Below are 13,593 nucleotides of genomic sequence, written 5' to 3'. Positions count from 1 at the left end.
CGGCTGGTCCACCGGGTCGGCTGGTCCACCGGTCCGGCTGGTCCACCGGGTCGGCTAGTCCACCGGGTCGGTGTCCGCCACGCGGTGGGCCTCCAGCGCGGGGTCGGCGACCAGGTCCGCGATCAGGGCCTCCGAGCCGCCGACGTACGTGCTCTTCAGATCGGTGTCGCCGCCCACGCACCAGGCCCGGTCCTCGGGCCACCACAGGTCGGGCAGCTCCGCGAACGGGTCCAGCGACTCCGGCGAGTCCGCGTCCGCCAGCGCCCCCGCCATCAGCACCTTGTCCCGGTGCGGGGTCTCGAACCGGGGCACGCCGCCCCACTCCCAGCGCCCGTAGCCCTCCCACAGCGCGAACCAGCACCGGTCGGGCGTGCCGGTGTGCCGGGCCAGTACGGCGATCAGGGCGCGCGCCACGTCCGGCGGCGTGGGCCCTTCACCGGGCCCCTCGTCCCAGACGCCGGGCAGGTACACGTCCCCGTACGACTCGTCCCGCGTGACCCCGATCAGGTCGTGCCAGCAGGTGCCGCCGGACGGTTTCCGCCGGTACGCGGCTCCGACGGTCTCCCAGCGCACCGGCTGCTCGTCGAGGTGGGCCGGGTGCAGGACGCGCGCGTACGCGGGGAAGCCGGGGGCGGACACCCCGGCGACGGTGCCGAAGGCCCCGTGGCCCGGCCGCCGCTCGGTGAGCCAGGCGGCGGGGGTGAGGTCGTCGGTCTGCACCCGCAGGCGCCCGTAGCGCTCCGGTCCGGGCTCTCGGTCGGTCGATCCGTAGATGATCACCCGTACATTGTGCCGACCTCCGGGTCCGCACCGAACCGATTAAGTGACCGCGGGGGTGCCCCGGGCCGCCCGGCGCCGCCCGACGAACCGCGCGTACAGCAGGTGCGCGGTCGCCTCGGCGGTCAGCACCAGCACCACCAGCCATGGCGCGAGGTGGTCGCCGGCCAGGATGACGAGCGCCGGCACCACGATGCCGGGCAGGGCCCACACGGCCACGCTCCGCATCGGCCGGCCGTAGCGCAGGGCGATCGCCGCGTGCGCCGCGTGGTACAGCGCGAGCCCGCCCGCCAGCGCCCACAGGGCGCCGTGCGGCAGGTGCCCGTGGCCGGCCTCCTCGACGGCGGTGGCCAGCCCGCCGGCCATGCACAGCACGGCCGCCGTCACGAAGAAGTGCAGGAACCCGCCGATGTCCCGGGCCAGGAAGTACGCGGTCCGCCCGTCGGCCGCCCCGAACACCATCTCCGCGGACGCGGAACCGAAATCGAAGTACGACCACCACAGCACGGCCAGCAGCACGAACCCCAGCACGCCGGTCACCCCGGCCCGGACGGTCCACGTGTGGTCGGCGGCGCTCACCAGGGTGATCACCGACTCGCCCAGCACGATGATGACGAACAGGCCCACCCGCTCGATGAAGTGGCCCGTGTGCAGGTCGCGCGGCATGCCGGTGCCGCGCGCCGTCAGCAGCAGCACCATTTCGGCGGCGATCAGCACCGCCCACATGACGTACCGGCCCGGCGAGGGCACCGCCGCGGACACCGCCCACAGCACGGCGGCGGCCAGGCAGTAGGTCAGCGGCCGCCACCGGGGCACCCGCCGCGGGCCCGTCCCGCGGGTCGCCGGCCACCACAGGCCCAGCAGCACCAGCCGGGTGCCGGCGTAGCCGAGGGCGTAGGCCGCCGCGCGGTCGCCGTCGGCCTCCGGCACCGCGGCCGCCATGACGGCCAGGCAGAGCATGCCCGACAGCATCAGCAGCCGGTGCCGGGCGCTGTCGTCCGCGAACAGGTTCGCCGACACCGTGATGTTGGCCCACAGCCACCACGGAGGGAAGTACAGCGCGAAGAACACGGCGAAGTCGGCGGCCCCCGGGTCGCCGTGCAACTGGTGCGAGAGCTGCGCGGCCAGCGCGACGAAGACCAGGTCGAAGAACAGCTCCAGCCAGTTGGCGTGCCGGTCGCCGTGCTGTGCGGCCGCAGCCGGCGTACCGGCTGCGGCTCCCGTCTCAGGAGTGCCCATCGGTCCGCCCGGGTCCGTGCCGCCGCCTGCGAGGCCTGCCTCCCTGTATGACACCACGGTGCACGCGGGCCCGCCTGCGGTGGCGGTCCCGCCCTGTCGGAGAATGCGCAGGTGACGGCATTCCTCGACGAACGGCTGACCGGGCCGTGGTACAGCGCCCCCTACGACGTCGGAGCCATGGAGACCAGTGACCTGGTGTTCCTGCCGGACGGCTCCGGCTGGAGCCGGTTCGAGAGCATCGGCTCGGAAATGGCCGTCACCCGGTTCCGCTGGCACTGCCCGGGCCCCGGGCGGCTGGTCCTGCTCAACACCTGGCTGATCCGGGGCCGGTGGGCCGCCGGCTCGGACGGGTTCGCCGGCGTCCCCGACCGCACCCGGGACGGCACCGTCACCTCGGTCGGCTACCGGATCGCCCCGCAGGTCCCGCCGTACGGCGACGAGCCCGTGACCACGCTCGCATGTGACGAGCCCGTCGAGTTCGCCCACTGCTTCGCCCGCGGCGGCCTGCCGGTGACCCGCGCGGACGACCCGTCCGCCGTGCACCTCCCGTACCCGCCGCCCCCGCGCCCCGGCCCGCCCCCGCGCGCCGTTGGCCGCCGGTAGTCCCGGGACCGTTGTCAGACCCCCCGACTACGGTGGGGACATGGCGAACTACGTACTCGTGGCAGGCGCATGGCTCGGCTCGTGGGCGTGGGACCGGGTGGTCCCCGGACTCCGTGAGGCCGGACACGGCGCGTACCCCCTCACCCTCTCGGGCCTGGCCGACCGGACCGGCGAACCGGCCGGGCAGCAGACCCACGTCCAGGACGTCGTCGACGAGGTGCTGCGGCACGACCTGCACGAGGTCGTGCTCGTCGGGCACAGCTACGCGGGCATACCCGTGGGCCAGGCCGCCGCCCGGCTCGGCGACCGGCTCTCCCGGGTGGTCTTCCTCGACTCCAACATCCCCGGCGAGGGCGAGTCCTTCGTGTCCCAGTGGCCCGGCGGGGGCGGGGCCGCGGTGGCGGCGGCGATCGAGGCGCACAGCGGTTTCTGGCCGCCGCTCGGCGCCGCGGACTACGAGGGCCAGGGCCTGGCCGAGGCGGACATCGCCGAGATCGTGTCCCGCTCGACCCCGCACCCGGGCGCCACCCTCACCGAACCGGCCGTCATGGCGAGCCCGTTGGGCGGCCTGCCGGCCACCTACGTCAAGTGCACCCTCGACGGGTACGAGCCGTTCGACGCCGTCCTGGAACTGGTGGCCGGCCCGAACTGGTCGCTGGCCAAGCTCGACGCGGGCCACTGGCCGATGTTCTCCGAACCGCAGGCGCTGGTGGGCCTGCTGCTGGACGAAGCGGCGCAGTAGCCCGGTTCCGAGCAGCCGGGGAGCGGGCTGGCGGGGCGGCTGCCGGTCAGCCGTGCAGGAACACCGGAAGCCGCCGGTGGCCGTTGGCGATCAGCGACGGCAGCGGCGGCAGGCCGCCGGCCGGTTCGGCGAGCCTGAGCGCGGGGAAGCGGGCGAACAGCGCCGGCAGGGCGGTGCCCGCTTCCAGGCGCGCCAGGTGCGCGCCGATGCAGTAGTGCGCGCCGTGCCCGAACGACAGGTGGTCGGTGCGGGCCCGGGTGATGTCGAAGGCGTCGGCGGTCTCCCCGTGCACGCCCGGGTCCCGGCCGGCCGCCCCGTACGACGGCAGCACGGCCTCGCCGGCGCGGATCCGCAGGCCGTCGCCGACGGGGATGTCCTCGACGGCGTAGTACATCGGGACGTGGGCGATCGGGGCCTGGAAGCGCAGGGTCTCCTCGATCGCCCGCTCCCAGGACGCCCGCCCGGAGCGCAGCAGTTCCAGCTGGTACGGGTGGCCGAGCAGGGCGGTCACGGCCTGGTCGAGCAGGTTGACGGTGGTCTCGTAGCCGGCGCTGATCACCAGCAGCAGGGTGTCCAGGAGTTCCTGCTCGGTCAGTGCGCTGCCGTCGCCCTCGGTGTCGCGCGTGGCGATCAGCGCCGAGGCCAGGTCGTCCGCCGGTTCCGCCCGCTTGCTCTTGACGAGACCGTCCAGCACCTCGTACAGCTCCGCCATGTTGGCGGCGGCCCGGTCGGCGTCGAGCGTCGTGTCGAAGACGGCGTTCACGTGGTCGCCGAAGGAGTGCCGCATCCGTTCGGGCAGCCCCAGCAGCAGGCCGATGACGCGGATCGGCAGCGGGAAGGCGAACATCTCGCGCAGGTCCGCGGGCCGGTCCGCGGGCAGGGCGGCGAGGCCGGTGAGGAGCGCGTCGGTGATCTGCCCGATGCGCGGGGCGAGCGCGTTCATCCGGCGGACCGCGAACGCGGGCGCGACGAGGCGGCGCAGCCGCTGGTGGTCGGTGCCGTGGGCGGTGAACATGTTGGTGACGCCCACCCAGTGCGCGAGCGGCCACTTGCCCACGATCTCGTCGGGGAACAGCGGCCAGTGCCGGGCCGCGTCCTTGGACAGCCGGGGATCCGTCAGGAGCCTTTTCAGCAGCGCCGGTTCAGCGACCGACCAGGCCGTCACCCCCAGGACGTCGACCCGGGTCAGCGGGCCGCGGCGCCGCAGCTCGGCGTGCTCGCGCTCCCGGTCGGCGCCCTGCGGGTCCAGCACCAGCGGCTGCTCGTCGGCCATGTGCGCTCCTCGGAGGTGGGGGTGGGTGGTGGCTCGGGCCGGGAACCACGCCGGCCCGCCGGTGCGGGCACTCTGGCAGGACCGGCGGCAGACCGGAAGGGGCGCCCGGGCGCACGGGCCGGAAGTCGCCGCACGACGCGCGCCCTTGGGGACGGCCGGGGGCCCTCTGTCAGTGGCCGCTGGCATGGTGGCGGTATGGACGAGCAGATCATGCGCGGCCGGGTCTACGGCGCCGACCACGACGACCCGGACCCGGGACCGCGCCCGGGGCACAGTTACGTCGAACTGGTCGGCGGCCCGCTGGACGGGCTGCTGCTGGACGTCACCGGCTGGAGCGCCGGGGACCGCGCCGAGGGGGCGCTGCTGATGACCGAGATCGGGCGGTACGGACCGGGCGGCCGGGCCCTGTACGAGCCGCGGCCGCACGATCCGGCGCACTTCGACTGGCAGGGGGACGCGCCATGAGACCGGACCCGCGGTGAAACGGCGGCGCCCCGGCCCGGCCGGGCGGGCCGGGGCGGGGCGGGGCACCGGTGGGGTCGGGGCGGGGTCAGGGCGTCCGGCTGCCGGCCGAGGCCAGGCCCAGCCAGGTGTGCGGGTTGCCCTCCCAGCACCAGCCGAGCTTCGGGGCGTTCTTGCTGATCCACAGGGCGGGCACGCGCTTGTCGCCCAGCCGGCTGCCGGCCAGCGAGAAGCACTTGTTCTTGGCGAGGGACTGCGGGTGGAGGGTGACGAGCGCGACGCCCTCCTCGATGGTCAGCGGCGTGCGGCCGCGGCTTTGGACGGCGGCCATCGCGTCGAGGGGCACCACGTCGCAGAACTCCTCGCCGCGGTCGACGTCGAAGACCGCGTACACGGAGCCGTCCGGGAGGCCGAGCTCCTCCAGGTTGACGAACCGCTCCAGCTCACCGGGGGCGTAGAAGCGCTCGATGACGCCGGGGAGCTTCTTCCCGGCGAGGGTGGTCAACGGCACCGACCGCTCCAGGGGGACCAGGGCCCGGGTGACCACCAGGAGGAACGGCACCCGGCCCTCGGTGGGCGGCTGCATGTCCGCCGCCCGTGCCGTCACCGGTCCGCGCAGCGGTCCGAGGAGCGCCCGGAAGGCGGCCTCGGTGAGCCCGGCGAGCTCCGGGTAGCCCAGGTCGACGAGGGTCTGCACCTGGCGGTCGAACTCCGTGGCCGGATCGAACGCGGCCGGGGTCCCGGTGGGGGCGGAAGTGGCGGGCAGCGGGGTGGAGGCGGGCATCGGTGCCTTTCGCAGAGGGGCAGGACGGGGCGCGGGGGAGCACGCCGGCAGGTGCCGGCGAGCAGTCAAACTTACGCCCGACATAAAAATACGTCGATCCACTCCAATGCGTCAAGAGAAAACTTATGTCGGGGCTAAGATTTCTTCATGAGCGACGGACCGGGGGCACCGGTGGGACTGCGCGAGTCCAAGAAGCAGGAGACGAGAAGGCTCATCTCCGACCACGCGACCAGGCTCTTCCTCGACCGCGGCTTCGAGGCGACGACCATCGCCGAGATCGCCGCCGCGGCCCGGGTGGCCAAGAAGACCGTGACCAACTACTTCGCCCGCAAGGAGGACCTGGCCCTCGACCGGCACGAGGAGTTCGTCGCGGGCCTCGCGGACGGCTTCACCGGCCGTGCGCCCGGCGAGTCCGCACTCGCCGCGCTGGCTCGGGCCTTCTCCGCGGCCGTGGACCGGCGCGACCCGGTGATCGGCTTCTCCGGCCCCGTCTTCGCCCGCATGATCGCGGACAGCCCCACCCTGCTGGCCCGGCTGCGCGACCTCCACGACCTGCGCGAGGCCGCGCTCGCCGCCGTGCTCGCCGCCGAAACGGGCGCGGACCCCGGCGACATCACCCCCCGGGCGGCGGCCGCCCAGCTCGGCGCCGCCCACCGCGTACTGTTCCAGCAGATCATGGAACTCACCCTCGACGGCCTCGACGACGACCGCATCGCGGAGACCGTCGCGGAGTCCGCGCGCCGCACCTTCGCCCTGCTGGCCGGTCCGCTCGCGGACTACGCCGTGAAGTGAATCCGGCGGTGCGGGGCCGGTCACGGCCGGTGCGCGGTCCGCATGCGCAGCGCCCGTGATCATGGTTGGCTGGAGGGGTCAGCACCGCCGACCGACGCCGAGGAGCCGACCCGCCATGGCTGCAGGTGAACCCGGAAGCAGGCCCGACCAGCTGAGGGCCAAGGCCCAGGAGCTGAAGGACGCGGCCGAACGCGCCACCGAACCGCAGGAGCGCCGCCGGCTCCAGGACAAGGCCGAACGGCTGCTCCGCCAGAGCGAGCAGGAACGCCGGCTCACCGAGAAGGGCCCGGACGCGCTCTAGGGCTCGGACGCCTTCCGAGGCCTGGAGGTCGCGGCTGTGTCGACGTCAAGTCACGAGGTGTTCGGCGCCCCGTGCTGGGTCAGTCTGATGGCCCGGGACCTGGGCGCCTCGCAGCAGTTCTACGGCGCCGTGCTCGGCTGGCTGTTCCGCCGCACCCGTCTCGGCGAGGGCTTCTCCGTCGCCTTCCGCGACGGGGCCCCGGTGGCCGGCATCGGCGCGCTCGCCGAACAGCTGGGCGTGCCGGTGGCCTGGACCCCGTACTTCGCCGTCGACGACGCCGACGGCACCGCCGCGCGGATCCGCGAGCGGGGCGGCACCACGGCCGTCGGGCCGCTCTCCTTCGGCACCGGCCGGGCCGCGCTCGCCGCCGACCCGGACGGCGCGGTCTTCGGCTTCTGGCAGGGGGAGGTGATCCCTGACTGGACCGTCGGCCGCGGCACCGCCCCGGCCTGGCTCGAACTCCGCACCCGGGACGCCTTCGCCGCCGCCGTCTTCTACGGCGAGGTGCTCGACTGGGCCTGCGAGCGGCCCGGATGCTGCGACGTCGCGTACGAGCAGGGCCGCGTGGTGGTGCGCCGCGGGACCGACACGGTCGCCCGGATCAGCGGCGGGGCCGTCGAAGCGGCCCCGGACCCGCAGGTGCGGCCGCGCTGGCACGTGCACTTCGCCGTCCCCGACCTGGAGGCCGCCGTCGAGACCGCCACCCGGCTCGGCGGCCGCACCGCCTCCGTCGTGCGCGAGTCCGCGACCGGCCGATCCGTCGAACTGCGCGACCCCGACGGCGCACTGTTCACCGTCGTGTCGCCCCCGTAGCCCGTCATCCCGTACCGGCGGCCGTCGTGCGCCTCGGCCGACGTGCGCCCCGGGCGTCGTGCGCCCCGGGCTCCGTCACTGCGTACCGGCGCCGGCGGCCCGGGCCCGGCGCTGCCAGCGCCGGCGCCACCAGTGCCCCACCAGGGGCAGTGCGGCGGCCACGGTGAGCATCCAGGAACCGGCGAAGGCCCAGATCACCGGCTCGGTCACGGTCAGGCAGGCTGCCAGGAACAGCGCCAGGCTCACCGGTCCCAGGACGCACAGGGCCCACACCGTGCGCCGGGTGTCCGGCCGGCGCATCAGCTGCGCGAGCGTACGGTCGTGGGCCAGCTCGGTCTCGATGGCCCGCAGCTCCTGCCGCTCGCGGTCCGACAGTCCGGATCCGTCCATGGGGCGCCTCCTCGGAGTCCACCGCGCGGCTACCCCCGCCGCCGCAGCCTCATTCCTCCTTCGTGGTGTACCGGCCGCGGGCCCACAGCGGCAGCGCGAACCAGCACAGGAGGTACCAGAGGAGCACCCCGGCGACGACCGCGGGCGCCAGGGCGTCGTGCGTGGCCACCCGCAGGATCAGCAGCAGCGCACTGGTCAGAGTGGCGAGCAGCAGCAGGATCCCGGCGAAGGTCAGCCGCGAGGCCCAGGCCACCGCCTGCGGCTTGATCCGCCGCCCGGCCACGATCCGGTGGAACGCCACCGGCCCGATCAGCGCACCGGTGGCCAGCGAACCCAGCACGACCGTGACGATGTAGATCGTCTTGTCGGTGCCGCCGAGCGTCGCGTAGCGCGGCGTGAACACCACCGTGAGCAGGAAGCCCAGCAGGATCTGCACGCCCGTCTGGGCGACGCGGATCTCCTGCATCAGCTCCTGCCACTGCCGGTCGGCCCGCTCGTCGGGTGTCTCCCGCCGGCCCGACTTCGTGCCGGTCCCGTCCGCTGCGCTCGTCATCGGCCACTCCCCGGATCGATGCCCCGCGCGTGCCCGGATTTCCGCCCGGCAATCCCGCGACCGCACTGCCCGCGCCCGGCTGCGGTGTGCTTTAATAAATGCACAGTCATTCATTAATCCGTCGAGCGAGGAGCGGCAGCGGTGGGACGTCCCCGGGGGACCACGGATGAGGCCATCCTGCGTGCGGCGGTCGACGTCATCGGGCGGCTGGGACCCGCCGGGCTGACGCTGGCCGCCGTGGCGCGCGAAGTGGGCCTGGTGCCCGGCACCCTCGTGCAGCGGTTCGGCTCCAAGAAGGGGCTGTTCCTCGCCTTGGCCGACCGGGCCGTCCAGGAAGCCGAGGCCGGGGCCGCGGCCGCCGCCCCGGCCGGGGAGCCGGGCGGCAGTGCCCTGGACGCGCTCACCGCCCTGGTCGCCGAGTCGCTGGCCGACGTGGACACGCCGCAGCGCTTCGCCCACCACCTGGCCTTCCTCTGCCTGGACCTCAACGACCCCGAGCTGTACGCACGGGCCCTGGCGGTGCACCGGGCCCGGCAGCGGTCCCTCGCGGCACTGCTCACCCGGGCCGTCGCCGACGGCGAACTGCGGCCCGGCACCGATGCCGCGGCCCTCGTCCGCACCGTGCAGGCCGTGACCGCCGGCGCCGGCCTGACCTGGGCCCTGGAACGCGACGGCAGCCTCGCCGCCCGGGTCGGCCACGAACTGGAACAGGCCCTCGCGCCGCACCGGACCGTCCCCCGCCCCGGCCTCACCGACCTCCCGGAGGAAGCATGAGCACCGACGCAACGCCCACGGCGCCCGGCCGCGCACCCCTGGCCGGCCGGGTCGCCCTGGTGGCGGGCGGCACCCGCGGCGGCGGCCGCGGCATCGCCGTGGAACTCGGCGCCGCCGGGGCCACCGTCTACGTCACCGGCCGCAGCAGCTCCGCCGGCCGCTCCGACCTCGACCGCCCGGAGACCATCGAGGAGACCGCGGACCGCGTCACGGCCGCCGGCGGCCTCGGCATCCCCGTCCGGTGCGACCACAGCAGCCCGCAGGAGGTGCAGGCGCTGGCCGGCCGGATCGCCGCCGAGCAGGACGGCCGGCTCGACGTGCTCGTCAACTGCGTATGGGGCGGCGACTCGTTGACCGACTGGGAGCATCCGCTCTGGGAGCAGGACCTCGACACCGGCTTCCGGCTGCTGCGCCGGGCCGTCGACACCCACGTGATCACCAGCCGCTTCCTGCTGCCGCTGATGGTGGCCCGCCGCAGCGGGCTGGTCGTGGAGGTCACCGACGGCAACACGGCCCGCTACCGCGGCTCGTTCTTCTACGACCTGGCGAAGTCCTCCGTGATCCGGCTGGCCGTCGCACAGGCCGCGGAACTCAGGCCCCACGGCGTCGCGGCCGTCGCGATCACGCCCGGCTTCCTGCGCTCGGAAGCCCTGCTGGAGCACTTCGGCGTGACCGAGGAGACCTGGCGCGACGGCGCGGCCGTCGACCCGAACTTCTCCCACTCCGAGACGCCCGCCTACCTGGGCCGGGCCGTCGCCGCCCTGGCCGCGGACCCCGGCGTCATGGCCAAGTCCGGCCGGGCGCTGGCCACCTGGGGCCTGTACGTGGAGTACGGGTTCACCGACGCGGACGGCAGCCGGCCGGACTTCGCCGCGCACTGGGCGGCGAACCTGGAGGAGGAGCACGGACCGCTCGGCGACCCGCTGTAGGGCCCGATACGGAAGCCGGACCCCGGGCGGCCTGCGTCAGCCCGCGGCCCCCCGCCGGGCGCCCAGGGCCGTGACCGCGTCGAGCAGCCTGGACCAGAACAGCTCCTGGTCCAGGGCCACCGCCACCTGCGCGTTCACCGGCCGGTCCAGATAGCCGTGCGGATCGACCACGGTCGCCCCGCGGGTGTACTCGCCGTGGAGCTCCACCACCACGTTCGCGTCGACGCACCGCACGATCTTCGGGTCGAGCACCCGGGCCACCGCCACCGGATCGTGGACCGGCGGGCTTTCGAAGCCCCACAGCTCCCGGTAGGTGCTCGCGAAGAACGTCATCAACGCATGGCAGATCCGGCCGAGTTCGCTGTCGAGGGCGGCGAAGCGGGCCAGCACACCGGGTGTGGCGAGCGCCTGGTGCGTGACGTTCAGCCCGCACATGGTGATCGGGACGCCGCTGCGGAACACGATGTCGGCGGCCTCCGGGTCCGCGTAGATGTTGAACTCGGCGGCGGGAGTGCGGTTTCCGCGTTCCGTCGAGCCGCCCATCAGCACGATCTCGCGGATCCGGGCGGCGTCCTCGGGGTAACGCGTCAGCAGCAGCGCGATGTTGGTGAGCGGGGCGGTGGGCACGAGCGTCACCGGCTCCGGGTGCTCGGCCAGGATCCGGTGGATCAGGTCGACGGCGTGCTCGGCCGCCACCGGCACCGTGGGCTCCGGGAACTCCGGCCCGTCCAGGCCGGATTCGCCGTGCACGTCGGCGGCCACCAGCTGCGGACCCCGGAGCGGGCGGTCGCAGCCGGCGGCGACGGGGACACCGGCAATGCCCGCCACCGTGCACACCCGGCGGGCGTTCAGGGTGGTCTTCTCCAGCGTCTGGTTGCCCGCCACGGTGGTGATGGCCAGCAGGTCGACTGCCGGATCGCCGGCCGCCAGCATGATCGCAAGGGCGTCGTCGTGTCCGGGATCGCAGTCGATGATGATCGGGACGGCCACAGTCACTCCTCCACCACGGGACACACAGGTCTCGGGAAACCCCTTTCGTCCCAGTGTGCCCGGTGTGGCCCGACGGGCACAGGCCCTGGTTCGGCCACCCTGGCCGGTGCCCACCGGTCGCTCCGGAGGAGCCCGCCGCTACTTGATCGTGTAGGAGCAGCCCTTCGGGTTCTTCCCGCCGTCGTTGTCGGCCACCTGCCTGCCGTCGACCGTGATGGTGCACGGCGCCTGCACCAGCCGACCGTCCGGGCCCTCGACGCTGCCCGGGATCACCGACACCAGGTAGCCCACCCGCTGTTCGGCCGCGGTGAGTTCGACCTTCTCGGTCTTCTTCCACGGCAGCGTCTGCTGCGAGAAGCCGCTGTCGGCGGCGTTGTACATGACCTGGGTCGTGCCCGAGCCCTCGACCGACAGGACCACCTCGTGCGCGGCGCCGCGCGAGGCCGCCCCGCCCTTCGACCCGGACTGCGAGCCTCCCTCGGGGCCCGACTCCGCGGCCGGCCCGGCCCCCGACGTGCCGGTGTCGCCGCCGTCGCTCCCGCAGCCCGTCAGCAGCGCGGCCGCCGCCACGAGCCCTGCCACCGCGCCAACCGTTGTGCGCATCTTGCCCGTTCCCCGATCCTGATCCGCTGTTCCCCGGCCTCCTGTACGAGGCCGGGCCGGTCAGGATCCCATCACACGAACGCGCCGCCCCGTCCGACCGGAGGCATCCCGGCGGGTCGGGGCGGCGCGTACGGGGCAGTGGGCCCCCCGCCGCCGGGCGCTACGCGATGCCGGGAATCCCGCGCGCCCGGAAGGCCTCGCGCACGGCACCGGCCGCGGCCGCGCCGTACATGCGCTGCGCCGTGTCGATCGTCGTCAGCGCAGCGTCCCGGAAGTCGGTGTCCGGCCGGAACCCGAACTGCGCGTTGACGATGATCCGGTCCGCGGTGCGCGACCCCAGGGCGCCGCGGATGTCGAAGAGCGCACGGGACCAGATCTCGCCGTCCGCGTGCACCTCCCCGGTGCGGTCCGCGTACGTCTTGGTGCCGTCGATGCGCCGCAGGCAGTGCGGGGCCGGGCTGTAGGACACGGAGTCCCAGTCCGCCACGCAGGCCTCGTTCGCCCGCACCGGCCAGCCGAACGCGGCGGCCGCGTGGTTGCCGACCTGCACGGCCAGGTAGTCGCCGAACGCCTCGCCGATCGCCCCCGCCTCCGGAGACGTGCCGAAGCCGGGCACCTGGGCGTGGTGCACCGCGTGCCCGTACTCGTGCAGGACCACCTCGGCGTCCTCGGCGTCGTCCACCTCGCCCTTGCCGAAGCGGATCTCCGCCTTCTTGTCCGTGAAGAAGGAGTTGTCCGCACCCCACTGGTTGATCCGGACCGGCTGGACCCGGTCGTTCGCGCCGGGCAGTTCGGTGCCGAAGCCCAGGCTCTGCAGGTACCCCTGCGCCCGGTCCACCCAGAAGTAGGCCATGACCTGCTCGAACTCGTCGTCGGCGCGGTCGTACGAGGTGGCCTTCGACAGCTGCGCGGCGCCGCCGGTCTCGGAGCGTACGGAGACCCACTTGCCGGACAGGGCGCCGCTGCCGTCCAGGTTGCGCAGGGCGACGACGGCGTACGCCGAGGCGGGCACGGCGGTGGCCGAATCCTTGCCGTCGGTGAGGTTCTGGTCGCCGGTGGCCTGCACCGGGTTGACCATGAAGACGCGGGCCTGCGGCTGCCCGGATCCGGAGCCTCCGGAGACCACGGGGCGTGCGGAGGCAGGGCCGGCCAGGGTGAACACAGCCACGGTGGCAGTGGCCGCGGCGAGCAGGCCGCGGGTGGTGCGGCGGGTCATGGACGTCCTCTCGTCGGGGAACGGTGGCAGGGGTGTGGCGTGATCCTTGTGTACGGGCAGCCCGCTTGACCAGGCTCTCGGCGCGAACATGACCAGCCGTTTACGGAGCCGCCCGGTCCGCCCGGATCGTCCCGGGGGACGGACCCGGGCGCTCGGGACGCCGGGGACGGCCGGGGGCGGACCGGACGTTCGGGCGGGCGCCGGGACGGAACGGATGCCGGGCGCCCGTCCGGCGCTGATCCGCAGGACGGCCCTAGGGGGTGTTGCGAAAGTCCCGCACGGCGCCCACGGCGCCCGGCACGCCCTCTCGCCGCACCGGCCGAAGCCCCGAGTACGCCCAGTACGAGGGCCT

17 protein-coding genes are annotated in these 13,593 nt (G+C 74.2%); 8 read left to right on the top strand and 9 right to left on the bottom strand.

Annotated elements, in window-relative coordinates; translation table 11 throughout:
* Positions 1-54: 54 nt before the first annotated feature.
* Both LG634_RS11085 and LG634_RS11080 read right to left on the bottom strand, forming a co-directional pair.
* Positions 55-780, bottom strand: coding sequence for a hypothetical protein (locus LG634_RS11085; RefSeq protein WP_226733548.1), 726 nt, complete (start codon positions 778-780; stop codon positions 55-57).
* A 39-nt stretch (positions 781-819) separates the two neighbouring features.
* Entirely contained in the window at positions 820-2,016 is a 1,197-nt protein-coding gene (locus LG634_RS11080; RefSeq protein WP_226733547.1) for a low temperature requirement protein A, read from the bottom strand.
* 111 nt (positions 2,017-2,127) lie between these two features.
* Between LG634_RS11080 and LG634_RS11075 the strand changes: the two genes are divergently transcribed.
* Both LG634_RS11075 and LG634_RS11070 read left to right on the top strand, forming a co-directional pair.
* Complete coding sequence (locus LG634_RS11075) at positions 2,128-2,619, top strand: hypothetical protein (protein ID WP_226733546.1); 492 nt, start codon at positions 2,128-2,130, stop codon at positions 2,617-2,619.
* Positions 2,620-2,659: 40 nt separating this feature from the next.
* Positions 2,660-3,361, top strand: a complete 702-nt coding sequence (locus LG634_RS11070) for an alpha/beta fold hydrolase (protein WP_226733545.1) — start codon at positions 2,660-2,662, stop codon at positions 3,359-3,361.
* 46 nt (positions 3,362-3,407) lie between these two features.
* Here the strand turns inward: LG634_RS11070 and LG634_RS11065 are convergent, their stop codons facing one another.
* Positions 3,408-4,634, bottom strand: coding sequence for a cytochrome P450 family protein (locus tag LG634_RS11065; protein WP_226733544.1), 1,227 nt, complete (start codon positions 4,632-4,634; stop codon positions 3,408-3,410).
* 195 nt (positions 4,635-4,829) lie between these two features.
* Between LG634_RS11065 and LG634_RS11060 the strand changes: the two genes are divergently transcribed.
* Positions 4,830-5,099, top strand: a complete 270-nt coding sequence (locus LG634_RS11060) for a hypothetical protein (protein WP_226733543.1) — start codon at positions 4,830-4,832, stop codon at positions 5,097-5,099.
* 85 nt (positions 5,100-5,184) lie between these two features.
* Here the strand turns inward: LG634_RS11060 and LG634_RS11055 are convergent, their stop codons facing one another.
* Positions 5,185-5,880 carry a DUF5701 family protein gene (locus LG634_RS11055; protein WP_226733542.1) on the bottom strand — a complete coding sequence of 232 codons (696 nt, stop codon included), beginning with the start codon at positions 5,878-5,880 and terminating at the stop codon, positions 5,185-5,187.
* A gap of 147 nt (positions 5,881-6,027) precedes the next feature.
* Between LG634_RS11055 and LG634_RS11050 the strand changes: the two genes are divergently transcribed.
* The 3 genes from LG634_RS11050 to LG634_RS11040 all read left to right on the top strand — a co-directional run bounded on the left by LG634_RS11050 (position 6,028) and on the right by LG634_RS11040 (position 7,786).
* Positions 6,028-6,672: a TetR family transcriptional regulator gene (locus LG634_RS11050; RefSeq protein ID WP_226733541.1), complete on the top strand. Its 645-nt coding sequence runs from the start codon at positions 6,028-6,030 to the stop codon at positions 6,670-6,672.
* A 115-nt stretch (positions 6,673-6,787) separates the two neighbouring features.
* On the top strand, positions 6,788-6,973 hold the full coding sequence (locus tag LG634_RS11045) for a DUF6381 family protein (protein ID WP_226733540.1): 186 nt from the start codon (positions 6,788-6,790) through the stop codon (positions 6,971-6,973).
* Between the two features lie 87 nt (positions 6,974-7,060).
* Entirely contained in the window at positions 7,061-7,786 is a 726-nt protein-coding gene (locus tag LG634_RS11040) for a VOC family protein (protein WP_226733656.1), read from the top strand.
* A 75-nt stretch (positions 7,787-7,861) separates the two neighbouring features.
* Here the strand turns inward: LG634_RS11040 and LG634_RS11035 are convergent, their stop codons facing one another.
* Together LG634_RS11035 and LG634_RS11030 are read right to left on the bottom strand one after the other, a co-directional pair.
* Positions 7,862-8,176 carry a DUF3040 domain-containing protein gene (locus LG634_RS11035; protein ID WP_226733539.1) on the bottom strand — a complete coding sequence of 105 codons (315 nt, stop codon included), beginning with the start codon at positions 8,174-8,176 and terminating at the stop codon, positions 7,862-7,864.
* Between the two features lie 49 nt (positions 8,177-8,225).
* The gene (locus LG634_RS11030) at positions 8,226-8,729 is read right to left on the bottom strand and encodes a DUF6328 family protein (RefSeq protein WP_226733538.1); all 504 of its coding nucleotides are present in this window, start codon (positions 8,727-8,729) and stop codon (positions 8,226-8,228) included.
* A 141-nt stretch (positions 8,730-8,870) separates the two neighbouring features.
* Between LG634_RS11030 and LG634_RS11025 the strand changes: the two genes are divergently transcribed.
* The gene (locus tag LG634_RS11025) at positions 8,871-9,503 is read left to right on the top strand and encodes a TetR/AcrR family transcriptional regulator (protein ID WP_226733537.1); all 633 of its coding nucleotides are present in this window, start codon (positions 8,871-8,873) and stop codon (positions 9,501-9,503) included.
* On the top strand, positions 9,500-10,432 hold the full coding sequence (locus LG634_RS11020) for an SDR family oxidoreductase (protein WP_226733536.1): 933 nt from the start codon (positions 9,500-9,502) through the stop codon (positions 10,430-10,432). Before LG634_RS11025 ends, LG634_RS11020 begins: the two co-directional genes overlap by 4 nt.
* A 36-nt stretch (positions 10,433-10,468) precedes the next feature.
* On the opposite strand, the gene LG634_RS11015 is transcribed toward LG634_RS11020, so the two are convergent.
* From LG634_RS11015 to LG634_RS11005, 3 genes are all read right to left on the bottom strand, one after another.
* Positions 10,469-11,422 (bottom strand): nucleoside hydrolase, encoded by a 954-nt coding sequence (locus tag LG634_RS11015; RefSeq protein WP_226733535.1) that lies wholly within the window; start codon positions 11,420-11,422, stop codon positions 10,469-10,471.
* Positions 11,423-11,560: 138 nt separating this feature from the next.
* Positions 11,561-12,025: a hypothetical protein gene (locus LG634_RS11010; protein WP_226733534.1), complete on the bottom strand. Its 465-nt coding sequence runs from the start codon at positions 12,023-12,025 to the stop codon at positions 11,561-11,563.
* Positions 12,026-12,185: 160 nt separating this feature from the next.
* The gene (locus LG634_RS11005; RefSeq protein WP_226733533.1) at positions 12,186-13,241 is read right to left on the bottom strand and encodes a M4 family metallopeptidase; all 1,056 of its coding nucleotides are present in this window, start codon (positions 13,239-13,241) and stop codon (positions 12,186-12,188) included.
* Between the last annotated feature and the right edge of the window lie 352 nt (positions 13,242-13,593).

The sequence above is a fragment of the Streptomyces bambusae genome (genome assembly GCF_020532645.1).
Lineage (GTDB): Bacteria > Actinomycetota > Actinomycetes > Streptomycetales > Streptomycetaceae > Streptomyces > Streptomyces bambusae.
Note: the sequence above shows the minus strand (reverse complement) of the source record. Positions and strands in the feature narration are given on the sequence as shown.

What these genes read in the sequence shown, in the direction of transcription:
- LG634_RS11080 (WP_226733547.1), bottom strand. Translation starts at nt 2,016, where the DNA reads ATGGGCACTCCTGAGACGGGAGCCGCAGCCGGTACGCCGGCTGCGGCC.
- LG634_RS11070 (WP_226733545.1), top strand. Translation starts at nt 2,660, where the DNA reads ATGGCGAACTACGTACTCGTGGCAGGCGCATGGCTCGGCTCGTGGGCG.
- LG634_RS11065 (WP_226733544.1), bottom strand. Translation starts at nt 4,634, where the DNA reads ATGGCCGACGAGCAGCCGCTGGTGCTGGACCCGCAGGGCGCCGACCGG.
- LG634_RS11060 (WP_226733543.1), top strand. Translation starts at nt 4,830, where the DNA reads ATGGACGAGCAGATCATGCGCGGCCGGGTCTACGGCGCCGACCACGAC.
- LG634_RS11055 (WP_226733542.1), bottom strand. Translation starts at nt 5,880, where the DNA reads ATGCCCGCCTCCACCCCGCTGCCCGCCACTTCCGCCCCCACCGGGACC.
- LG634_RS11050 (WP_226733541.1), top strand. Translation starts at nt 6,028, where the DNA reads ATGAGCGACGGACCGGGGGCACCGGTGGGACTGCGCGAGTCCAAGAAG.
- LG634_RS11045 (WP_226733540.1), top strand. Translation starts at nt 6,788, where the DNA reads ATGGCTGCAGGTGAACCCGGAAGCAGGCCCGACCAGCTGAGGGCCAAG.
- LG634_RS11040 (WP_226733656.1), top strand. Translation starts at nt 7,061, where the DNA reads ATGGCCCGGGACCTGGGCGCCTCGCAGCAGTTCTACGGCGCCGTGCTC.
- LG634_RS11035 (WP_226733539.1), bottom strand. Translation starts at nt 8,176, where the DNA reads ATGGACGGATCCGGACTGTCGGACCGCGAGCGGCAGGAGCTGCGGGCC.
- LG634_RS11030 (WP_226733538.1), bottom strand. Translation starts at nt 8,729, where the DNA reads ATGACGAGCGCAGCGGACGGGACCGGCACGAAGTCGGGCCGGCGGGAG.
- LG634_RS11020 (WP_226733536.1), top strand. Translation starts at nt 9,500, where the DNA reads ATGAGCACCGACGCAACGCCCACGGCGCCCGGCCGCGCACCCCTGGCC.
- LG634_RS11010 (WP_226733534.1), bottom strand. Translation starts at nt 12,025, where the DNA reads ATGCGCACAACGGTTGGCGCGGTGGCAGGGCTCGTGGCGGCGGCCGCG.
- LG634_RS11005 (WP_226733533.1), bottom strand. Translation starts at nt 13,241, where the DNA reads ATGACCCGCCGCACCACCCGCGGCCTGCTCGCCGCGGCCACTGCCACC.